The organism is Sphingomonas sp. IC4-52, assembly GCF_020707225.1.
Lineage (GTDB): Bacteria > Pseudomonadota > Alphaproteobacteria > Sphingomonadales > Sphingomonadaceae > Sphingomonas.
Window position 1 is genome coordinate 19,336 of record NZ_JAJFEU010000003.1, and the last position, 21,538, is coordinate 40,873.

17 protein-coding genes are annotated in these 21,538 nt (G+C 68.6%); 1 reads left to right on the forward strand and 16 read right to left on the reverse strand.

Annotated elements, in window-relative coordinates; genetic code table 11:
* Positions 1-52: 52 nt before the first annotated feature.
* A complete protein-coding gene (locus tag LK535_RS09090) occupies positions 53-1,657 on the reverse strand; it encodes an AMP-binding protein (protein ID WP_227771600.1) in 1,605 nt (534 codons plus the stop codon).
* Positions 1,658-1,802: 145 nt separating this feature from the next.
* Here LK535_RS09090 and LK535_RS09095 point away from each other — a divergent pair, with 145 nt between their 5' ends.
* Positions 1,803-3,293, forward strand: a complete 1,491-nt coding sequence (locus tag LK535_RS09095) for a class I adenylate-forming enzyme family protein (protein WP_227771601.1) — start codon at positions 1,803-1,805, stop codon at positions 3,291-3,293.
* 345 nt (positions 3,294-3,638) lie between these two features.
* Here LK535_RS09095 and LK535_RS09100 read toward each other — a convergent pair whose 3' ends face one another.
* From LK535_RS09100 to LK535_RS09170, 15 genes are all read right to left on the reverse strand, one after another.
* On the reverse strand, positions 3,639-4,859 hold the full coding sequence (locus LK535_RS09100; RefSeq protein WP_227771602.1) for an acyl-CoA dehydrogenase family protein: 1,221 nt from the start codon (positions 4,857-4,859) through the stop codon (positions 3,639-3,641).
* Positions 4,860-4,862: 3 nt separating this feature from the next.
* The gene (locus LK535_RS09105) at positions 4,863-5,972 is read right to left on the reverse strand and encodes an acyl-CoA dehydrogenase family protein (protein WP_227771603.1); all 1,110 of its coding nucleotides are present in this window, start codon (positions 5,970-5,972) and stop codon (positions 4,863-4,865) included.
* Positions 5,973-6,056: 84 nt separating this feature from the next.
* On the reverse strand, positions 6,057-7,334 hold the full coding sequence (locus LK535_RS09110) for an FAS1-like dehydratase domain-containing protein (protein ID WP_227771604.1): 1,278 nt from the start codon (positions 7,332-7,334) through the stop codon (positions 6,057-6,059).
* Between the two features lie 66 nt (positions 7,335-7,400).
* On the reverse strand, positions 7,401-8,927 hold the full coding sequence (locus LK535_RS09115) for a class I adenylate-forming enzyme family protein (RefSeq protein WP_227771910.1): 1,527 nt from the start codon (positions 8,925-8,927) through the stop codon (positions 7,401-7,403).
* A 27-nt stretch (positions 8,928-8,954) separates the two neighbouring features.
* Complete coding sequence (locus LK535_RS09120) at positions 8,955-10,343, reverse strand: phosphotransferase family protein (RefSeq protein ID WP_227771605.1); 1,389 nt, start codon at positions 10,341-10,343, stop codon at positions 8,955-8,957.
* Complete coding sequence (locus LK535_RS09125; protein WP_227771606.1) at positions 10,340-11,407, reverse strand: hypothetical protein; 1,068 nt, start codon at positions 11,405-11,407, stop codon at positions 10,340-10,342. Before LK535_RS09125 ends, LK535_RS09120 begins: the two co-directional genes overlap by 4 nt.
* A gap of 56 nt (positions 11,408-11,463) precedes the next feature.
* Positions 11,464-12,852 (reverse strand): amidohydrolase family protein, encoded by a 1,389-nt coding sequence (locus tag LK535_RS09130; protein WP_227771607.1) that lies wholly within the window; start codon positions 12,850-12,852, stop codon positions 11,464-11,466.
* Positions 12,840-13,814, reverse strand: coding sequence for a CoA transferase (locus LK535_RS16915; RefSeq protein ID WP_227771608.1), 975 nt, complete (start codon positions 13,812-13,814; stop codon positions 12,840-12,842). The genes LK535_RS09130 and LK535_RS16915 overlap by 13 nt, the downstream gene beginning before the upstream one ends.
* On the reverse strand, positions 13,811-14,812 hold the full coding sequence (locus LK535_RS16920; protein ID WP_227771609.1) for an enoyl-CoA hydratase/isomerase family protein: 1,002 nt from the start codon (positions 14,810-14,812) through the stop codon (positions 13,811-13,813). The genes LK535_RS16915 and LK535_RS16920 overlap by 4 nt, the downstream gene beginning before the upstream one ends.
* Positions 14,813-14,814: 2 nt before the next feature.
* On the reverse strand, positions 14,815-16,332 hold the full coding sequence (locus LK535_RS09145) for a class I adenylate-forming enzyme family protein (RefSeq protein WP_227771610.1): 1,518 nt from the start codon (positions 16,330-16,332) through the stop codon (positions 14,815-14,817).
* 10 nt (positions 16,333-16,342) lie between these two features.
* Positions 16,343-16,651 carry a hypothetical protein gene (locus LK535_RS09150; RefSeq protein WP_227771611.1) on the reverse strand — a complete coding sequence of 103 codons (309 nt, stop codon included), beginning with the start codon at positions 16,649-16,651 and terminating at the stop codon, positions 16,343-16,345.
* Positions 16,652-16,661: 10 nt separating this feature from the next.
* Positions 16,662-17,891, reverse strand: a complete 1,230-nt coding sequence (locus tag LK535_RS09155) for a CaiB/BaiF CoA transferase family protein (RefSeq protein WP_227771612.1) — start codon at positions 17,889-17,891, stop codon at positions 16,662-16,664.
* A gap of 58 nt (positions 17,892-17,949) precedes the next feature.
* On the reverse strand, positions 17,950-18,696 hold the full coding sequence (locus tag LK535_RS09160; protein ID WP_227771613.1) for an SDR family oxidoreductase: 747 nt from the start codon (positions 18,694-18,696) through the stop codon (positions 17,950-17,952).
* A 14-nt stretch (positions 18,697-18,710) separates the two neighbouring features.
* Complete coding sequence (locus tag LK535_RS09165) at positions 18,711-19,976, reverse strand: cytochrome P450 (protein WP_227771614.1); 1,266 nt, start codon at positions 19,974-19,976, stop codon at positions 18,711-18,713.
* A 40-nt stretch (positions 19,977-20,016) separates the two neighbouring features.
* Positions 20,017-21,492 (reverse strand): aldehyde dehydrogenase family protein, encoded by a 1,476-nt coding sequence (locus tag LK535_RS09170; protein WP_227771615.1) that lies wholly within the window; start codon positions 21,490-21,492, stop codon positions 20,017-20,019.
* Positions 21,493-21,538 lie beyond the last annotated feature (46 nt).

The following is a 21,538-nucleotide window of genomic DNA, read 5'->3' on the forward strand; positions in this document are numbered from 1 at the left end:
GATACATGGTTATCGAGGTGCGATTGGTCGCGCCGGGCGGCTGGCGGCGCCGTCACGCGAGGGAACGTGCCTGCTGGCGAAGCACCGCCTTCAGCACCTTTCCCGTCGCGTTGCGGGGCATCTCGGTCACCGTCACCAGCCGCTCCGGCGTCTTCTGCCGGGCGATGCCCGCGGCGGAGAAGTGTTCGCGCACGCTCTCCAGCGTCACCTCGCGTGCGACCTTGGCAATGACGAATGCGCAGACCACCTCCCCCATCCGCGCGTCCGGCGCAGCCACCACCGCCGCCTCGGCAATGTCCGGGTGCCCGAATAGCAGTTCCTCCACCTCGCGGCTGGAGATGTTCTCGCCGCCGCGGATGATCACGTCCTTCTTGCGGTCGGTGACCAGGAGATAGCCGTCGGCGTCGAGCCGCCCCACATCCCCGGTGCGGAACCAGCCGCCGGGCAGGAAGGCGGCATCGTCCAGCCGGCTGTCGTAATAACCGGTGAACTGCTCCGGTCCGCGCACGGCGATCTCGCCGTCCTCACCGTCCGGCACGTCGCGTCCGTCATCGTTGACGAAGCGCACCTCGATCCCACGCATCAGCCGGCCCTCGGTCGTCAGCCGCTTTTCCAGCGGATCATCCGGGTGGCCGATGCTGATCGTCGGATGCTCGCTGGAACCATAGCAGCGGAAGGTGCGCAGCCCATGCGCCGTGCAGCGGTCGATCAGCGAGGGCGGGACGGGCGCCGCCCCGACCAGGCAGCTCTTCAGGCTGGAGATGTCACGCCCGTCGCGCTCCACCGCGTCGATCAGCGCGGAGAGGTGGAACGGCGTGAAAGACGATGAGGTGACGCGGTACCGCTCGATCAGCCGCGCCGCTTCGGCCGCGTCCCATTGGTCCATCACCACCATCGGCGCGCCGACCACGGCGTAGCGAAGCATGGCAAGCGCGCCCGCGACATGGCCCGGGGGCCAGGGGTTGAGCGACAGCGCCTGCGCCATCTCCTCGCGCGCCGCGGCACCGGCATCCAGTTCCTCCAGTAGCGTGCGACTGCTGTGCTTCACCCCCTTGGGCTCCGCCACTGTGCCCGAGGTATAGACCAGCATCGCCAGGTCGTCCGGCGTGCGCCCGGCCCGCGGCATCGCCGGTCCTGGCGCGATCATTTCCTGCCACGGGAATGTCCTCCCATCGGGCGCGGTCCCGGCGGCGGGATCTCCCACCACCACGTGTATCAATGGGGCGCCCTCCACCGCGGCGGCGGCGACGACCGACGGGTAATCCACCCCGCGATGGTCGCGCGGCGTCACGATCAGCCGCACGCCCGCTTGCGCCAGGATGAAGCGCAATTCCTTGGCGCCATAGATGGAGACGACCGGCACCAGCACCGCGCCGGCATGGGCGATGCCGATCGCCGCGATCAGCCACTCGACGGAGGCAGGCAGTTGCACCCCCACCCGCTCCCCCGCTGCAATCCCCTGCCGCATCAGCCGCGATCCGAAGGCAAGGCCCGCGGCATGGACATCCGCCAGCCGGTGAGCGAGCGTCGCCCCGCCCGCGCTGACGATCAGGGCCGTGTCGGGATAGAGCGCTGCCGCCGCGGCCATCGCTTCGGCCAGCGATTGCGCCGCCACCACCGGCTGGTACGCCGCCTGCCGCGCCATTCCCTGTTCCATCCGCCCCTCCGTCCTCATGGCGTCCGAACCCACCGCCACAACGCTACCTATGTCATGCCCAAGCAGCAGAGCCGCCGCAATCCCCCTTGATCGTCATGTATAACTAGGTCACACAGGATGAAGAAAAAGGGGCGGAGACATTTGCATGCAGGTTCGTCGGATCACCGACGCGTTGCGTATCAGGGGCGTGCATCAGGCGACCGAGATCGCGCACGACGACACACGGCGCGCGATCACCTTTGCCGAGCTCGACCGGGAGGTGGACGAAGTCGCCGGCGGCCTCGCCGCGTCCGGCCTGCGCCCGGGTGAGCGGGTGTTCCTGCCGATCAGCAACCATCATGCGGTGGAGCATATGGTCGCGGTCTTCGCGGTGCTCCGCGCCGGCGGCATCGCCTGCCCGATCAACACGCGCTTCAACGCGCGCGAAGTGGCGGATTATGCAGCGCTGGTCGAACCGCGCTTCGCGATCACGGACACGCCCGATATCCTCAACAACCTGCCGCTCGACGGCCAGTGGACGGTCGATGCCATGCCGCGCGACGCTGCCGCGCTGCCCGATCAGGCCTCGCTCGATCCCGCTGCCGATGCCGAGATCCTCGCCACCTCGGGCACGACGGGCAAGATCAAGGGCGTGGTCGTCAGCCACGCCGATCTCGTCCGCGGCGTCACCGGCACGAACATGGATCGCTCGCGCTCCACGCTGCACGCGCTCCCGCTGACGGGGTCGGGCGGGAACCTCGGCATCGTCATGCTGCCGGTGCGCGGCGGCGCGACCGCCTATACGCAGCCGCGGTTCGACGCTGGCGAGTTCCTCGAGCTCACCCGCCGCCTCCGGCCGGATCTGGTCTATCTCGTCCCATCGATGCTTCGCCTGCTGCTCGATCATCCCGATGCCGCGAAGTACGACATGGCGGGCGTCAAATATCTGATGACCGGCACGGCGCCACTACCGCACGATTCCGTCATGCGTACGCTGCAGCTCTGGCCGCACCTGCGGATGCGCAACAGCTACGGCATGTCGGAGGGCGGCGTCGGCATCGGCACCAGCACGCGCGAACAGGTGCTGAAGCCCGGCTGCGTCGGGAAGCTCCCCGCGCACATGCAGCTGCGCGATGAGAATGGCGACGTCATCACCACGCCGCACGTGGTCGGCGAGATCTACGGCTACCAACCCAATCCCCGCCGCTACTGGCGCGACGAGGAGGCGACCGCCCAGGCCTTTGCCGGCGGCTGGACGCGCTCGGGCGATCTTGGCTACATCGACGATGACGGCGATCTGATCATGGCCGGCCGCTCCAAGGAGCTGATCATCCGCGGCGGCTACAACATCACGCCGCTCGAGATCGAGAACGTGCTCCACCAGCACCCCGCCGTGCAGAGCGCCGCGGTGCTCGGCGTGCCGCATGACGTGCTGGGCGAGGACATCGCCGCCGCCATCGCGCTTCGCCCGGGGGCGAGCGTCGGCGCGGAGGATCTGCAGCAATATGTCCGGGACAATCTCGCCGACAACAAGGTGCCCCGCACCATCCGGTTCTTCGATGAACTGCCGCTCAACCCGAACGGCAAGGTGCTGAAGCGCGAACTGCGCGCGCCCCTGGAAGAAGCCGCCCACGAACGCCGCCAGCGACGCGCGTAACGGCCGTACGGTCATTACCGACATAACGGCCACAGCACCGGAGCATGCTTGGGCGAGGCGGGTCGGATCGGTCTGGTTGCCAACTGTTCCGTGGTCGCGACACGGGGTCAGAAGCAGGCAGGTGGCACATCGCAGGCTGCCGGCCGCGAACGCTTTGATCAGCGTTACGCTTCGGAACGATGATCGAACCGAAGATGTGAAGCCCGGCATCGCGGCGGTTAGCAACCAATCAAACGACCAGGAGCCGCGCCGCTATCGCTGGTGTCGGCCCTGGCGCTGTTCCCAGGAGAGCGCCGACCCTCCCTGCCATCGATCGTTCCCGGAGCGGCCGTCGCCACTCCCCGGCTAAAGCTGGTCGAAGGGCACGTTCTTGTCGGCGCGGATCTCGCTCGGCATGCTCAGCACGCGCTCGGCGATCTGGTTGCGCAGCACCTCGTCCGCGCCGCCGGCGATGCGCATCACGGCGGACCAGATATAGTCATATTGCAGCGCCTTCACCGCCGCATCGCCATCATCGGCCGCGATCGCGCCATAGCCGCGCAGCTCCATTGCGAGGCCAAGCGCGCGCTGCTGTCGCCCGGCATAGGACAGCTTGATCATGCCGGCCATCGCGCCTGGATCCTCGTTGCGCGACATCATCGTGCGAAGCCGCGCGCCGAGATATTTGCCGCCGCGCTCCTCCGCTAAGGCGGTCGCCAGCGCCAACCGCGCGCCGCCATCATCCAGCGCATTGCCCAGCCCTGATGCCGAAGAACCGCTGCGCGTCTGCCGGGCGAGCGCGATCAGCTGTTCCAGCCCGTTGCGCGCTGCGCCGGTGCCCATCCGCTCGCCCATCAGCACCGTCATGCAGCAGGCCCAGCCCTCGCCCTCGGCGCCGATCCGGTCGCTGTCGGGGATCACCACGTCGGTCAGGAACGTCTCGTTGAAATCGCTTGCGCCCGAGATCTGCCGGATCGGCCGCACCTCGATGCCGGGGCTGCGCATGTCGACGACGAAGAAGGTCAGCCCCTTGTGCTTGGGCACGCTCGGGTCGGTACGGGTGACGAGGATGCCCCAGTCGGTCAGGTGAGCCCAGCTCGACCACACCTTCTGCCCGTTGACGACATAGCCGCCGCCCTGCCGCACCGCCTTGGTGCGCAGGTTCGCAAGGTCCGATCCGGCCGACGGCTCGGAAAACAGCTGGCACCAGGTGATCTCGCCCTTCAGCGTCGCCTCAAGGAAGCGGGCGCGCTGCTCGTCGTTGCCGTGCCGCCCGATCACGGGCAGCGCCATGCCAAGGCCGATGCCGATGTAAGGCCCCTTGGGCAGCGCATAGCGCGCCTCCTCCTCGGCGAAGATCACGGCCTGAAGCGCGGTGCCGCCCTGCCCGCCGAGCTTCTTGGGCAGCGTGATCCCCGCAAAGCCGCCATCGTACAGCGCGCGCTGCCACGCGCGGCCGCGGCGTACCTGTTCGGCATCGTCCAGCCCTTCGGCGCCATGCACCTCATGCGCGGGGGCATGATCGGCGAGCCAAGCGCGCGCACGGGCGCGATAGGCGGCTTCTTCGGGCGTATCGTTGAAATCCATGGCCTATGGCGTCCTTCCGGCGTCCGGCAATGAGGCAAGCAGGCGATCCGCCCAGAAGCTGCGCGGGCCGAGGGCGATCGCGAGCAAGCGTTCGCGACGGTAATAGAAGTGGCAGTTCGCCTCGAACGTGTAACCGATGCCACCGTGCAGCTGCAGGTTCTCGCGCGCACCCATTTCATAGGCGGTCGCTGCGGTCAGCCGCGCTCCCGCCGCCGCGCCGGCGAGCTCGCCAGGCGCGGCATCCACCGCCCAGGCTCCGTAATAGGCATTGGAACGTGCCAGTTCGATCGCGACCGCCAGGTCGGCCAGTCTGTGCTTCACCGCCTGGTAGCTGCCGAGGCTGCGGCCGAAGATCTGGCGATCCATCACATAATCGCGCGCCATGACGAGGCACGCCGCCGCGCCGCCGACCGCCTCGAACGCCGCCTGCACCGCGGCGCGATCGAACAGCGCCTCGATCAGCGCCGCGCTGGAGCCCTCCAGCCGCTCTGCCGCCGCGCCGTCGAAATGCAGCGCATGATGCGCGCGCAGCTGATCGAAACTGGCCAGCTTCTCGCGGCGAACCCCGGCGGCATCGAGCTCGACAACCGCCAAGGCCGGCCCGTCAATATCCTGCCCCAGCACCACCGCGAGGCTGGCGATCCCGGCATCTGCCACCGGCGTCTTTACGCCGTTGAGCACGCCATCCGCCAGCGTCACGCCGCCCGCGCCAAGCGGCCAGCCGCCGCCATCCTCGGCATAGGCAAAGGTCGCGATCCGTTCGCCGCTCGCCAGCCCCGGCAGCCACCGCTCCCGCTGCGCCTCGCTTCCCGCCAGCAGGATCGCATCGGCCGCCAGCACGCTGGAGGAGAAGAACGGCACCGCCGCACAGGCACCGCCCAGCGCCTCCGACACCACGCCAAGATCGAGCGCGGAGAGCCCGAGCCCGCCATATTGCTCCGGGATCGCCAGGCCGGGATAGCCAAGCTCCACCATGGCGCCCCACAGCGCCTCGTCCCATTCGGCGCCGCTCTCGATCAGGCCACGCAACCGGTCATGGGTCGATCGCTCCGCCAGCAGCCCGCGCGTCTGCTCGGCCAGCATCTTCTGTTCGTCGGACAGGTCGAAATTCATCGGCGGGCCTTCATCCTAGGTACGGGCACCTCACGCACCGGTCGCACCCGTCCCCGCCGGCACCGGCAGGGACAGGCGCGACGCTTATTTGCGGGACAATTCCCAATGGCGCGCCATCATCGCCGCGGCCTTTTCCGCCAGCTCACGCGGCACCTCGGGATAGACCGGCAACGCATGCGCGCGGCTCGGCACCGCGATCGTGGCGGTGGCGCGCACCGTCTCCTCGCCGCGCTGGTTGGTGAAGCGCACCGCCACATCGACCAGCGCCTCGCCGGCATCGCCGGTCCGCTTGCCCAGTACTTCGCCCGTGATCACCTGGGTATCGCCCATGTAATTGAATTTGCGGATCTCGTCATGGACATGGGTGATGATCGCATCGTCCCCGGCCCAGTCGGACAGATAGTGGAACAGATAGTTCTCGCGCATCACGCCGTAATCATAGGCCATCGGATTGCCGATCGCCTGCGCCCACAACGGGTCCCAGTGCAGCCGCTGTGCGACGTCGGGCACGCCATATTCGTTTTTCACGTAGAAGGCGGGAATGCGCTTGCGATTGCGATGCGCCAGCCGCCCGACCGACGGGGCGTAGGGCACGAAGCCATAGCCCGCCGAATGGAAGCAGATCACGTCGGTGACGGTCAGCGGACCCTTCGCCATGGTGCCCAGGCTGTCGCCCTTCTCGACATCCTCGAACCAGCGCTTCGCGCCGCCCTGCACCTGCTCGGCCTCGTAGATCGCGTCCAGCTTTGCGATGTCCTCATCCTCGTAACGCTGCGGCTCGATCCCGGCGTACTTGCCCTTCTTCGCCGCGGTCTTGCGCTCGGTCAGCACGCGCAGCACGCGATAGACGGCGACCACCTCGGCACGCTGGTTCACCTTCACCTGGCGGGATGTGAGGATCACGGATCGGCCGGCGAATTCGCTCTGCTTGACCTCGCACGTCTCTTCGCCGCCGAAGCTGTAGATCGTGTCGCCGGGGCGCACCGGGCGGTAGAAGTCCCAGCCCGATCCCGACACGAAGACATGGATGCCCTTGAACAGGCTCTTGCGCAGCGCCTTCACTTCGTCGGGCACCGGATCGCCCTTCATCGGCGAGTTGAGATGGCCAACCATCATGCCCGGCGCGATCACCCCGCCCCAACGGGTGCCGCGCGCATAATCGGGATTGCAGTAAAGCGGATTGTCGTCGCCGCAGGCGTGCGCCCAGTTGCGGATCGCGTCCTCGGTCGCGGTCTGGATCCATTCGCGCGCGGCGGACGGCTGCTCATAGCCGATCAGCTTGCGCGAACGCTCGATATCCTCGTCCTTGATCTCATAGGCGACGGCCTTCTGCCATTCGTCGCTCTCAAGAATGCTCGCCACCGGCCCTCTCCCCGCTTTGTCGCAGATATATAACTAGGTGTTCTATGTACTGCGTCAGCGCGTCGGTCAATGCGCTGCGACGGCGTTTTCGAACAAGGCGCGGACGCCCGCCGCGGCTGGCTTCAGCGATGGCGTCCGGGGAAAATCGTCGACGAAGCGGATGTGCGCGGGCACCTGATAAGCGATCAGCCGCTCGCGCAGCCATTGCCGCAATTCGTCCTCGGACGGCGCCGCCGCGCCCGCCTTCACGATCACCGCCGCCGCCGGCACCGCGCCAAGACGTGCGTCCTCGACGCCCACCACCGCCGCCTCGCGCACCGCCGGATGCTGGTGAAGCGCGGCGATCACGTCATCGGGATGCACCTTGAAGCCGCCGCGGATGATCGCATTGTCCGCTCGCCCGCGGATGAAGAGGAACCCGTCTACATCCAGCATGGCGCGATCGGTGGTGCGCAGCCACTCACCCTCGCCGCGCCGGTAGCGCGGCCCCAGCTGGTCGCCGCGCAGCTCGAGCAGCCCTTCCTTGCCCGCGGCCAGCGGGGCGCCCGTATCGGGATCGACGATCCGCGCGTCGACATTGCCGTGGATCCGCCCGACCGATCCGAACTTCTCGCGCCAACGCGCCCGGAAATCGGGAAGCGACCAGCCCGCGACGCCGCCGGCGAACTCCGTCGCGCCATAATTGCACAGGATCGGAATGCCGTACTTGTCGTGGAATGCGTCGATCAGCTCGGGCGCGATCGGCGCAGTGCCGCAGATCACCGCGCTGAGGCTCGACAGATCCGCTGGGTCGATTTCCGCTTCCAGCAACATGCGCACCGCAGCGGGCACCGCGCCCGCCACCTTGGGCCGATGGCGCCGGATCGTCTCCACCCAGCTGTCGACGGAAAACTTCTCCAGCAGCACCATCGCCCGGCCGGCCATCAACGCGCCGATCACGCCATACAGCCCGCCGATGTGCGTCAGCGGATTGCTGACGATCGCGATGCCCGATGCCGGTCGCCGCTTCGCGTTCTGGGCAGAAGCGCCGCGTCGCTCATAAGGCGCGATCCCGGCAAAGCTCGCCTCGAACGCGGCGCGTGTCAGCGGCACCCGCTTGGGCGTGCCCGTCGTGCCGCTGGTCAGCATTTCCACCGCCACGCCTGGCCGCACGTCATCCGCCTTGGCTTCACGCGGCGGGGCGATCAGCAGCCGCGCGCCCGCCAGGCCGGGCGCGAGCGCGATCACCGCCGTTCCCGCGCGCATCGCCGCCTCCATCACGCCCGGCCGCGCGATGTCCTCCTCCTCCGCGATCATCACCGGCAGCGCCGCGCGCGCGATTTCCGCCAGCAGTGTTTCGGCGGGCAGGATCGGGTTCACCGTCACCAGGCAGCGGTCGCTCCCCAGCACCGCGCCGATCGCGGCGACATGCGCCGGCCGGTTGCGCAGCAGCACGCCGACGCGTGCCTCGGCCGGCAGCGAAAGCTCTGCCAGCAGCCGCTCGATCCCTGCCGCCACTGCCGCCACCTGCCCGCGGCTATAACTCTTGCCCTCATGCTCGATCTGCACGTCGTCGGGCGCGATCCCCATCGTTGCGCGCAGCCGCTCGGTCATTGCCGACACGTCTCTCTCCTTGGTCAATCAGGCCGCGTCGGCGGCGGTCAGTGGCGAGAAGCGCGTGTCCGCGAACGATCCCATCGCGCCCGCCATCAGTGCGGTCTCCCGCGTCACCCGGGCATAGACCAGCGGGATCGCCTGTTCGGGCGCCATGCTGCCGTCCACCACGCGGCGGTGCACCTCGGCCCGCGCCGCCTCCACGTCATGATGCTGTTCGCCCAGCGCGTCGTTCAGCTCGCGCAGCTCCGCGGCGGCATAGGTCGCGCCATAGCGCGCGTGCGCCTGCCACCATTTCACCAGCCGGGCGAGGCCCTTCGCCTTCACCGCCGCCTGCTGATCGGTCAGCCGTGGCACGATCACATCGCGCAGATCGTCCAGTGCGATGGCGAACGAGCGGTCTAGCGCGCCCGGCGGCACCTCCGGCAGCGGCACCGGCGGCAATGGCACGCCGCCCGCCTCGGCCAGCGCCTCGGCCAGCACGCGGCGATGGACCATGCCGAACACCATGTTCATGCCCAGGTTCGGCGGCGGCGGTGCATTGGGATCAAGCGTGCGTGCGCCCGCGACGAAGCCGGTCTGGAACAACAGCCGCCAGAAACGCACGCGATCCACATCCACCGCAGCGCCGCCCGCCGCTTCATACGCGGCGAACAGCTGCGGCAGCGGCACCATCGGCATGAACAGGTCGCGCAGGCACAGCATCGCCAGATCCGCCATCGGATCGCCGACATGCACCAGCTCCCAGTCGAGCAGCGCCGTCACCTCGCCGCCATCGAACAGGAAATTGCCCGCGCCCACGTCGCCATGCACGATCACGCGCCGCTGCGGCTCCGGCGGCACATGCGTCTCCAGCCAGTCCAGCGCCAGGTGCACCAGCGGGTCGCCCCCGGCGCGCGCATCGCGTGCCCGCGCCGCGGCGATCCGCCCGCGGATCTGCTCCGTCACGCTGCCTGCGCCACCCAGCGCCGGCACCGAATCCGCATCGATCGCATGCAGCGCCGCCACCTGCGCCATCAGGTCACGCGACAGGTGCAGCCGTTCTGCGGGATCGCGCACCAGGTTGAAATTGGCCTCTCCCGCCACCTTGCCCATGATCAGCGCGCGCTGATCGGGCAGCGCGGCAATGAACCGCGCGGTACGCACGCCGCGCCCGGCGATCGGGCCGGACAGCGCCTCCAGGATCGCCGCCTCGCGCAGGAACGCCTGATCGTCCCCCGCCCCGGCGCGGTGAACGTCGTAATTCATATAGGCTTCGGTGCGGGTGCCATCCGGCCCCGCCAGCAGCAGCTCCGCGCCCTGCCGCGATGCGCCGCCCCCGCCGCGCGGCTTCACGCCGGCGATGGTGGCGCCCGTCGCCCGTTCCACTGCATCGCCGAGCCCCGCCGGCAGCAGATCCTTGCCGCCGCCGCTCATCGCGTCCGCCTCAGCGCATCCAGCATCCGGGGGAAATGGTCCCCTATCCAGACATCCTGATCCTCGCCCCAGCCGACGCGTCCGTCGAATTCCCAGCGCATCAGCTGGTTCAGGCCATAGCCATGCTCGCTCATCCGGCTGACCGACTGGCCCTCCGCCTGCAGCGTGCGGCCGTCCTCGTCGGCCAGGTCCACCAGCATGTGGCTGTTCCACCCGCCAACGGGATCGCGGAAGTTCAGCATCCGCGATCGCTCCTTGTCGATCTCCCCGAACTTGCCGTCCTTCAGCAGCCAGCCGGTGTTCATTGGCGCCCAGCCGTCGGCCGTCCCCTCCTGCATTCGCACGAAGCCGAGGAAGCCGGTCTGGAAGTCCAGGCTGTGGCCATAGATATATTCGATCCTCCCGCGGCCCCGCTCGCGCTCGATCTGCCGCCACAACGGCCCGCCCGGAAATTTCACTCGCTGGCTGTCGGCGGCGTGCTTCTTGCGGCTGGTCATGTACGGGCCGCCGCGCGGCCCCCAGGTCCGATCGCGCACGCCCACCCCGTCGATCGGGATCGTTTCCCCACGCAGCCGCATCGTGCCGACGACATGGCCCAGCTGGTCGAAATGCGGCGTCTGGATGAACGGCGGCTCGCCGGGCCGGAAACGGTGCGGCCGGTGGACGCCGGTGTGGATGAAATCCAGCGCGAAGTCGCGCGCCGGATCTTCATAGGACAGGTGATATTTCATCCCCGGCTCCAGCATCTTCAGGCTGTAGCCACCCTTGGGAAAGGTGATGTCGCGAAGGTCCGGCTCGGGCGGCATCGGCGCTTCCTCGACCTTGCGGTAATAGGCCAGCCGGCCCGGATCCATGCCGTCTGCGTCCCAAACGAAGATCCGCCACGTCACCGTGTTGCGGTTCGGGTGATAAGGCGTGTGGATCCAGCAGCCGATCTTGCGCTCCGGGATGTTGAACGACCACCAGTTGGTTTCCGTCTCGTACGGATCGTCGGACAGCTTGTGATACTGGTCGTCCTCCGGAAGGAACACCAGGTTCCGCGGCGCCTGTGTGTCGCTGGTCATCGTGCTGGATCCTCCCCAAATTCTTCATGTTGTCCGTGTGATCTGATGTGCCTGGGTCAGGCGAGGCGCGCCGTTCCGTCCGGGATCATCCCACCGATGATCGTCGCGGCGACGAGGCTCGCGTCGAGGACGCGCAGCGCTTCCTCCAGCGGCGTGTGGAGCAGGCACAGGTCGGCAGGCTCGCCCACCGCCACCCGGCGCGTCCGGCGCCCGGGATCGTCGGGATCGCCAAGATACAGCGACAGCGCGCGCGCCGCCGTCACGCGCTCGCCCTGCCCCAGCGGCGCGCCGCGTGCCGTGGTGCGATCGACCGCCGCGCGCATCCCGGCCCAGGGATCAAGCGTGGCATAAGGCGCGTCGGAACTCGCCGCGACGGGCACGCCCGCCTTGTCCAGGCTCGCAATCCGGTAAAGATCGTCGTGCTGGTCGGCGGGGATCGTCGCGCGATAGCGATCGCCGCGATCATGGACGAACGCCGGCTGCGTCACCACCGTCACGCCCAGCGCCGCCAGCATCGGGATCATCGCCGCGTCGATCATGCTGCCATGTTCGATCCGGTCGCCCGACCACGCGCCGATCTCGCCAAGCGCGGCGACCATCAGCGCCAGCTCGCCATCCGTCGCGCAATGCGCCGCTACCGCCCTGCCCTGCGCGCGCGCCGCCGCGATCCGCGCGACCAGATCGTCGAGCGGCGGCAGGTCGCGTTCGTCGAGCAGCAGCTTCACCGGCCCGACCCGCCAGCTGCCGTCCCTCGGCGCCTCCAATTCCCCGGCACTCATCAGCGTCAGATGCTGGGTCAGCGCGCCGCTTCTCCGCACCGCCGAAAATATCGCGCCGCTCGCCGCATCGTTGGTCGCGGTGGCGTCGGTCACATGCGTCACGCCCATCGCGTTCAACGCGATACCAATCGTGCTCAGATCGGGCACATCGCCGCCCAGCCGCTGCCGTAACCAACCATCGCCGCGCCAGAGTCGCCCGGTCAGTTGCCCTTTTTGTCCACGCTCCAGCGCGTCCGCCGGCTCACCGAGCGCCGCCAGCCCCGTCCGGTTGAACAGCCACAGCGCGCCCGTCCGGTCCTGCACCCGGAGCGGCCGGCCCGGGCACACCGCCTCCAGCACGTCCGCATCCGGCAGGCCGACGCGCGTCTCGTCCAGCTCCGTCGCGCGGATCCAGCCCGATACCCTCTGCGCCGCCGCCCTGATCCGCCGCTCCACTTCCGGCAGCGTCACCGCGCCCGCCAGCGATACCGACGATCGCCGCGCCGCTATTGCCATCACGTGGCAATGATGATCCGCAAGCCCCGGAATCAGCGCGCCGCCACGTGCCTCGATCACCGCGCCATCGCCGGCCAGATCCGTGCCGATCGCCTCGATCACGCCGTCGCGGATGCGCACATCCACCCGCTGCCCGCGCACCTCGGCATCGCGGATCGTCAGGCCGCGCATCGGGTCACCCGCTGCTGCTGGACCTGCGCGGCCACCCGGGCCAGCGCCGCGTCGATCAGCACGCCGCCGCCTTGCCGCACCGCCTCCAGCGCGGCCGCCGCGGCGGCGATGCCGGTCAGCGGATCGGCCAGCGCATCTCCGGCAAAGCGCGGCGCGCCCCCCACCCAGTCGACCAGTCCGCCGGCGGCGGCCGCATCGTCGCCAAAGCCGATCCGGTCGCTTCCCGCGCCGCTCCAGCCATAAGCCGTGACCGAAACCCAGATGCGCCCTGCTCGCGCCCTGAACCAGTGCGACAGATCGATCCCGAGCCCCGCCAACGCCCGCGGCCGAGCCGAGAAAACGACGATGTCCGCCTGCGCCACCAGCGCGTGCAGCCGCGCGCGGTCGGCGAAGTCGAACGCGATGCGTTGCTTCCTCCCGTTCAGTCGCCGATCATGCTCTGGCGTACTTCGGGCGATGGGATCCGGCCGGTTCACGCACGCCACCTTCGTCACCGCAAAGCCTGATTGGGCGAGCAGACCGGCGCACAACGGCCCGGCCCATAAGGCGGAAAGATCAATCACTTGCCGGCGACAGTTGCCGGTCGGTCCCATCCGCACCGATCGAACACCGGTCGGCGCGATGCTCCCGACCGTGCCGCCCGCCAGCCCCAACAGTTCCGCCCGCGCCTCGAGCTCACTGCACCCCAGGCGCCGCGCGGCTGCGACGATCGCCGGCCAGGGATCGCCGTCTCCAATGTCCTGCTCCAGCCATGCGGGCACCAGTTCGGCGTCACACGAACGCGGCAGGTTCACGGCTATCCAGCCGTCCGCGGTCCGCACCATCCGGCAGCTTCCGTTCGGCGACACAGCGCCGGGTATGCCGAGCGGCCGATCCCGCTGCAGCACATCGGCGGTCAGCGTGGCCACCACGCCAAGCGCGCGTCGTGCATCAGCGAGCCGTGCCGCCAGCGGCTCGATCACGCCACCAGCCCCGTGTCCAATCCGGTCACCAACCCCCAGTGCAGCGCGGTTGCGGCTGATAGACGCTTACCGGAGAGCACCATCCACGCGGTGCGATGCCGGCCGATTGCCTGCGCCACGGAGACGGTGCCGCCAGCACCAGGGATCAGCCCCATCGACAGCTCCGGCAGCTGGAACCACGCGCCCGGCGCCGCGATCCGCCGCGATGCCGCCGCCGCAATCTCCAGGCCGGAGCCGATGCACGCGCCGTGCACCCGTACCGTCGCGCGCGTACCGAGCCGGTGCATCAGTCGCGCGCAGCTTCGCTCGGTGCGGATGACATGGGCCGCAGCCACGTCCTGCGCGGCGCCAAGCTCGTCGCGGTCACCGCCGACCGAAAAGCACGGCCCCGCCCCTTCCAGCAGCAGGCTCGGCGCGCTCGGATCGTCGAGCACCGCTGCCAGCGCCTCGAACAACTGGTCGCGCATCGGCGCGGCAAGGGCATTGCGGCTGGCCGGGTGATCGAGCGTGATCGTCATCTGGTCCACATTGCGCGTCACACGCAGCCGCGGCTCATGGGGATCGTACGGGGCGCTCCCCCTTTTCCGGTCGGCGCGCCAGCGCCGGAATTCCGCGCCTGCCAGAAGCATCGAATAAGCGTGGCTCTCGGCCTCCAGCGCAAGGTCGAACGGCAGTGCCTCCGCGATGCGAAGCGTGCGCATCGCGGTCTGTGCGGCGACCGGGCAGCGTCGCACCACCGCCTCCAGCCGCGCCAGATGATCCGCCCAGTGCCGCGCCGGAACATGGACCCAGGGCGCTGGTGGATCGGGCGCGATGGTCAGCAGAACGTCGAACGCTGCAGGGTCGATCGCGGGCAGGAGGCCATCGGCATCGAGCGCAATCAGGATCGCGCGCGTGCCCCGCACCGCCTCCGCCAAGCCCCCGGCGCGCGCGTCGAGCATCAGCAGCGGCCGATCGCCCAGCGCCGAATATCCCTCGGCTTCAAGGGCGTCCGGCACGATCAAGCCGCGACGCCCATCCCGGCGAGCTCGGCCTGCAAGATGCGCCGCAAGAGCTTGCCGGTGTCGTTATACGGCAACTCCGCGCGAAACTCCCATGTCTCGGGCGTCTTGGTGGAGCGCAGCCGCGCGCGCACGAAGGCGGCCAGTTCCTCCGCCGCGGGCGCCGCGGCGCGCGGCACCACCACCGCCGCCACCCGCTCGCCCCAGCGATCGTCGGGCAACCCGAGCACCGCGACGTCCGCCACCCCCGGATGTTGGCGGAGCACGTCCTCCACCTCGCCGGGCGAGATATTCTCGCCGCCGCGGACGATCACGTCGTCCAGCCGCCCCTCGACGAACAGATAGCCTTCCTCGTCGAGGAACCCCGCATCGTTGGTCGCGAACCAGCCGTCGTCGGACAGCATCTTGCGGTGCAGATATTCGCCGGCGACCTGGTCGCCGCGCACATGCACCTCACCGCTCACCCCCGGCGGGCAGCAACTGCCATCGGGCGCGCGCACCTCGAGTTCCAGCGTGGGCAGCGGCCGGCCGACCGACCCCAGCCGGCGACGCACGGCGGGATCATCGGATGCGATCGCCACGCGATGTTCCTCCGGGCCGAGCACGGCGATCGTCGAGCTGGTTTCCGTCAGGCCATAGGCGTTGACGAAATCGACGTTCGGCAACAGCCGCATCGCCCGCTCGATCACCGCCGCGGGCATCCGGCCACCACCGTAGGACAGTGCGCGCAGCGCGGGCAGGCGCTCGCCCCGCGCTTCGAGTACGTCGAGGATACGGTCCAGCATGGTGGGCACGACCATCGCGTGGCTCACCCGTTCGGCGGCGGCCAGATCGACCCAGGCGTCCGGGCTGAACGCCTCTAGATACACCAGCCGCCGCCCGCCGTAGAGGCCGGTCAGGATCGCAGAAATACCGGCGATATGATAAGGCGGCACGCTGACCAGCGCAGCCTCATCTTCCTCGGCGCCGAGGAAGTCGACGGTTGAAATCACATAGGAACTGAGGTTCGCGTGCCGCAGCACCGCCGCCTTCGGCTCACCCGTCGTGCCGCTGGTGAACAGCAGGACGGCGATCTCCTGATCCTCGTCGGTTGTCACGTCGCCCGCCGGCCCGGCGCAGGCGGCGGCGAAATCCGCGCGCGCCACGATCTCCACCCCGTCGATGCCGGCGATGCGCGATGCCATGTCCGCATCGGCGACCACCAGCGACGGCGCGGTGCGCGCGACGATGCGGCGCAGATCCGCATCCGCCAGCCGATAGTTCACCGGCACGAAGGGCCGCCCGGCAAAAGCCGCCGCGAACAGCGCAATCGGCAGGTCCGGCCCGTTCAGCCCCAGGAACACCAGCTTGTCGCCCGCCTGGCCGCGCAGCCATGCCGCGCCGGCGCGCGCGCGGGCGAGCAGCGCGGGGCCGTCCAGCCCCTCGCCCCCGCCGGGGCACTCCACGCCGCCTTGCCCCAGCAGGCGGCGCCCCGCCGCGGCATCCCCGGCCATTTCCAGCAGCAGACCGATGTTCATTCCCGCCGCCTCAGTCCGAGGCCGGAAGCGGCTTGGCTTCCTTCAGCCGCAGCGCGCGGCCATCCACCGCAAGCGATCCCGCCCCCGCCTTGCTGCCCAGCAGTTCGATCCCGCTCTCGTCATCGACATAGCGCTTGCCCACCACGGTCCCCCCAGACCAGTCGACGGAAAGCGCGCCGCCGTCGGGCACGGCATCGCCCAGCGGCACCATCGGCGCACCGCCGCAAGCGATCGTCACCTCACCCTTCGGCGGGCGCACCACCACGACTTCGGACGTGCACACCACGCTCTTCCAGCGCGAACCCGGCTTTACCTGCACTTGCCTCTCCTTATGCGATCGCGCCGCTGGCTTTCAGCGCCTCGATCCGATCCCAATCGACGCCCATTTCCATGAGAACCAGCTCGGTATGTTCCGATGGCTCGGGCGCGCGGGTCGTTTCCACCTTGCCATGATCGAACTGCACCGGGTTGGCGACGAGCCGCAGCGGCTTGCCGCCATCTGCTGGCTCGACCTCGAAGATGAGGTCGTTCGCCAGCACCTGTTCGTCGCACGCCACGTCATAGACGGACTGGTAGGGCGACCATTGCCCCTTCATCGTCTTCAGCCGATCCAGCCAATAAGCGAACGGATGCTGCGCGAACGCCTTCACCACCAGATCGTAAGCGGCGGCGGCATTTTCCATGAGCGCGACATCGGTCGAAAAGCGCGGATCGTCGGCATATTCACCCAAGCCAAGATGCTCGAACGTATCGCGCAGATACGGGCCGGGCTTCAGCACCGTCAGGTTGATGAAGCCGTCGTCGGACGTTTTGAACAGGCCGATGAACGGATTGCTGCCGACGCTGCTGCTGCCCGGCATCACCGCCTGGAACGGGTTGCCGCCAAGCTCCATCGCCACGTCGATGCTGCAGGCGGTCGCCCACACGCCCGCCGCCAGCAGCGACACGTCGACTTCAGTCGCCTCGCCCGTCTTCTCGCGATGGTAAAGCGCCGCGCTGATCCCGCCGGCGATGAACATGCCGCCGATGGTGTCGCCATAAGCGGGCCCCGGCTGGAGCAGCGGCCCGCCGATCTCTTTGGGCGCGACCAATGTCGCCGACCCCCCGCGCGCCCAGAAAGCGGTGGAATCGAACCCGCCCTTGTCCCGCTCCGGGCCCTTGTCGCCAAAGGCGGAGCCGCGACAATAGATGATGTTGGGATTGGCGGCGCGGATATGCTCCACGTCGATCTTCAGCTTCTGCCGCTGCGACGGCAGGTAATTGGTCAGGAACACGTCGCACTGCTTGGCGAGTTCGTAGATCAGCGCCTGCCCTTCTTCGCTCGACACGTCGATACCGATCGATCGTTTGCCGCGATTGGGATGCTGCATCAGTGCCGAACGCTGGGGATTGACGGCGAGCCGCTGCAGCATCTGGATGCCGCGCTGGGCATCGCCGCGCACCGGGTGCTCCACCTTCAGCACGTCCGCCCCCCAGTCCGCCAGCACCGCGCCGGCGGCGGGAACAAAGGTGAATTGCGCCACTTCCAGGACGCGCACGCCCTCCATTACCCGGGTCATCGCGCGGTTCCTCTCCTCATCGGCGTCATGCCGTCTTCTCCATCAGGCCGATCCCTGCTCAGGCCCGGCGCACCATGCCGCCGTCGACACAAAGGGTCTGCCCGGTGATGAACGCCGCCGCATCTGACAGGAGGAACAGCACCGCCTCCGCCTGATCGTCAGTGGTGCCCAGCCGGCCCAGCGGCATGGTGGCGACGATGCCCTTGATGATCGTCTCGTCCACTTCGCGCATCGCGTCGGTCATCGTCGGCCCGGGCGCGACGCCGTTCACGCGGATGTTCTTGGGCCCAAGCTCGGCGGCGAGGTTCACCGTCAGCCCGTTCGTGCCCAGTTTCGAGATGCTGTAATGCGCCGCCATCCCGCCGGACGTGTAGGCCGCCGTCGAGGACTGGTTGACGATAGCCCCGCCGCCGCGCGCCTCCATCAGCGGCACGATCGCGCGCGTCATGTAGAAGGCGCCGTGCAGGTTCACCGCCATGAACCGCGCATAATAATCGAGATCCAGCGCCATCAGCGGCGAATAAGTCATGCCGGCAAAGATCGCGGCGTTGTTGACGAGATAGTCGACCCCGCCGAACGCGTCCTTCGCCGCCGCCGCCAGCGCCTCGCACGATGTGGGATCGGCAACGTCGACGCGCACGAACACTGCGTCCTCGCCGATCTCGCCAGCCACGCGGCGGCCCTGTTCCTCGTTCAGTTCGGCCACCACCACCTTCGCGCCTTCGGCCGCAAGCCGCTTGGCATAGGTTTCGCCGATCCCCTGACCAGCGCCGGTGACTACCGCCACCTTGTCCGTAAAGCGCATCCCGTCCCCCTGAATTACCATGTAAGCTTGAGATGGCTGACCGACATCAGGCTCGGGAACACCTCCCGCTTATCGTCGTCGGCCAGCCGGAACGGCGGCACGCGCGTCAGCCAGCGTTCCAGCGCGATCCCCATTTCCAGCCGCGCGAGGTGCGCGCCGAGGCACAGGTGCGCGCCGCTGGCGAGCGTGAAGTGGCGATTGGCCTTGCGCGCCGGATCGAACGATCGCGGGCACTGGAAGGCGGCCGGATCGAAATTGGCCACCGACGTCAGCGCGCTGCACCAGTCCCCCGCCTTCATCTCCACGCCATGCAGCGTCAGGTCCGTGCGAAGCTGGCGGAACGAGAAGACGAGCGGCTGGGTGCGCAGGAATTCCTCGATCGCGGAGGGGATGAGCGAGAGATCGTCGCGCATCCGCTGCTGAAGCGCCTCGTCCATGGCAAGGCGCCGGAACATCTGCCCCAGCGTCGAGGCCACCGTGTCCAGCCCGCCGAGCCACAGGAAGAAGATCGTGCCGATCTTCTCGTCGGCGGTGAGCGGGCGCCCGGCGACCTCGCCATTGACGATCTTCGAGGTCAGCCCGCCGTCGGGGTTCGCCTCCTTTTCGGCGATGAAGCCGCGCAGCCAGGCGAGCGTGTCGGTCAGCGCCGCCGCCATCCGCTGCGGATCGCGGGTGTGGAGAATCTCGTTCTCCCACACCAGGAACTGCTCCAGCACCTCGTGCGGAAAGCCCATGAGGTCGAAGAACACGCGTACCGGGAAGATGCGGGCGAAATCATGGGCGAAATCGCCGCCGCCCTGTTCCAGGAACTCGTCCACCATCCGGTCGCACAAGGCCCGGATGGCGGGCTCCATCGCGCCGACCGCCTTGGGCGTGAACCAAGGGTTGAGGAAGCGGCGATAGACGCGGTGCTGGTCGCCGTCGAACGACAGCGGGATGCACTTGAAGGTCTCGCCGATCAGCTGCTGGAAGTCTGCCTGGCCGTGCGAGCCGAAGGTCGCGCTGTCCTGATAGAGTTTGGCGCAATCCTGGTACCGGGTGAAGATCCACATGCCTGGCGCGAAAAACGCCGGAAACGGGGACCACATGACCGGCGGCACCTCGTCCGACAGGAGATATTCGGTATGCTCATAGGGCTCGGCGACCGTGGTCGGCGCCTGCCCCATGTACCGGCGCACGTCACGGATCAGCTCCCGCGGGACGTGCGGCGGTGCCGGCAGGTCGAGCACCGCGGGGCCTTCAGCCGGCGGGCTCATCATGATGGTCATCAGGTCGGTCATTGCGCCCCTCCCCAGGCCAAAGCGTCGACAGCCGGCATGATCAGCCGCCCTTGAAGCTGATCGTCTTGATGTAGGTGAACTCGTTCAGCCCCTCGACGCCGTACTCACGGCCGTAGCCGGAGCGCTTGATGCCGCCGAACGGCGCATGGCTGGACATCCGGCCCCCGCCCCCGTTGATCGAGACACCGCCGGTGCGAAGCTGAAGCGCCATGTCATAGGCGCGGCCGACGTCGGCAGAGAAGATGCCACCCGACAGGCCGAACTCGGTGTCGTTGGCGATCGCGATCGCCTCCTCGTCGCTGTCATATCCGATGACGACGCCGATCGGCCCGAACACTTCCTCCTGCGCGATGCGGTGATGGTTCTTGACGTCGGCGAACAAGGTCGGCGCGTAGAAGAAGCCGCGATCCAGCCCGTCGGGCCGCCGGCCGCCGGTGACCAACGTCGCCCCCTCGGCGAGCGCGACGTCGACATAATCCTGCGTCCGCTTGCGCGCGACCTCGCGGATCAGCGGCCCCATGGCGACGGTCGGATCGGCGGGATCGCCGACCTTCATTTGCTCGACCATCGCCTTCACCGTCGCGACATATTGGTCCTTCACCGAATTGTGGACGAGATGGCGCGTCAGCAGCGCGCAGCCCTGGCCGCAATGCACTGTGAACCCGCCGACGCCGCTCGCCGCCGCCTGGATCAGGTCGGCATCCGGCCGCACGATCAGCGCGGACTTGCCGCCAAGCTCCATCACGACGCGCTTCAACGTCGGCGCCGACTGCGCCTGGATCAGCGCGCCGACCTTGTCGGAACCGGTGAAGCTGACCAGATCGACTCGCTTGTCGGTGGTCAGCGCCTCGCCGACCCCGACGCCGCCCGTCACGATGTTGAGCACGCCCGCGGGGATTCCGGCTTCCTCCGCCATCTCGCCCAGGATCAGCGCCTCGAAGGGCGTGTAGGGCGATGGCTTCAGCACCACGGTGCAACCGGTCAGCATCGCGGGCACGATCTTCCCCAGGTTGAGGAAGAAGGGGAAGTTATAGGGGGTGATCGCCGCGACCACGCCAACCGGCTCGCGCGCCATCACGCCGGCGCCAAGCGTCAGCCCGCCTTGCGCATTGGGCGTCGTCTCCACCGGCAGCGGCGTGATCGCCGGGCGGCCGGATTGCTCCACGGCGGCGCGCGCATGCTGCATCGAGATGCCGTAATGAAGGAACTGCGCGAGCATCTGGGTCGAGCCCGCCTCCGCCACGATCAGCTGGACGATCTCGCCTGCCCGCCGCTCGACCGCGTCGAGGAAGGCACTGACGGTCGCTTGCCGCTCACGCTGCGCCAGCCGCGGCCACGGACCCTTGTGAAACGCATCATGCGCGGCGGCGATGGCGGCATCGACATGCGCGGCGCCGCCGACCGGCGCCTCGCCGATCACCTGCTCGGTCGCCGGATTGATGATCGCCTCGCGCTGGCCGGACGCCAGCCACTCGCCACCGATGTAAAGCTTGCCGGGATGAAGAAGGATCGTCACAGCAGCGGCCTGCACTTGTCGCCGCGCCCATTTCTGGCGTCTTGCA

Coding starts and splice junctions, on each gene's coding strand:
- LK535_RS09115 (WP_227771910.1), bottom strand. CDS start 8,927: ATGACCGAGCGGCTGCGCGCAACGATGGGGATCGCGCCCGACGACGTG.
- LK535_RS09145 (WP_227771610.1), bottom strand. CDS start 16,332: ATGAACATCGGTCTGCTGCTGGAAATGGCCGGGGATGCCGCGGCGGGG.
- LK535_RS09120 (WP_227771605.1), bottom strand. CDS start 10,343: ATGAGCGGCGGCGGCAAGGATCTGCTGCCGGCGGGGCTCGGCGATGCA.
- LK535_RS09130 (WP_227771607.1), bottom strand. CDS start 12,852: ATGCGCGGCCTGACGATCCGCGATGCCGAGGTGCGCGGGCAGCGGGTG.
- LK535_RS09090 (WP_227771600.1), bottom strand. CDS start 1,657: ATGGAACAGGGAATGGCGCGGCAGGCGGCGTACCAGCCGGTGGTGGCG.
- LK535_RS09105 (WP_227771603.1), bottom strand. CDS start 5,972: ATGAATTTCGACCTGTCCGACGAACAGAAGATGCTGGCCGAGCAGACG.
- LK535_RS09125 (WP_227771606.1), bottom strand. CDS start 11,407: ATGACCAGCGACACACAGGCGCCGCGGAACCTGGTGTTCCTTCCGGAG.
- LK535_RS09160 (WP_227771613.1), bottom strand. CDS start 18,696: ATGCGCTTTACGGACAAGGTGGCGGTAGTCACCGGCGCTGGTCAGGGG.
- LK535_RS09100 (WP_227771602.1), bottom strand. CDS start 4,859: ATGGATTTCAACGATACGCCCGAAGAAGCCGCCTATCGCGCCCGTGCG.
- LK535_RS09095 (WP_227771601.1), top strand. CDS start 1,803: ATGCAGGTTCGTCGGATCACCGACGCGTTGCGTATCAGGGGCGTGCAT.
- LK535_RS09165 (WP_227771614.1), bottom strand. CDS start 19,976: ATGACCGACCTGATGACCATCATGATGAGCCCGCCGGCTGAAGGCCCC.
- LK535_RS09155 (WP_227771612.1), bottom strand. CDS start 17,891: ATGACCCGGGTAATGGAGGGCGTGCGCGTCCTGGAAGTGGCGCAATTC.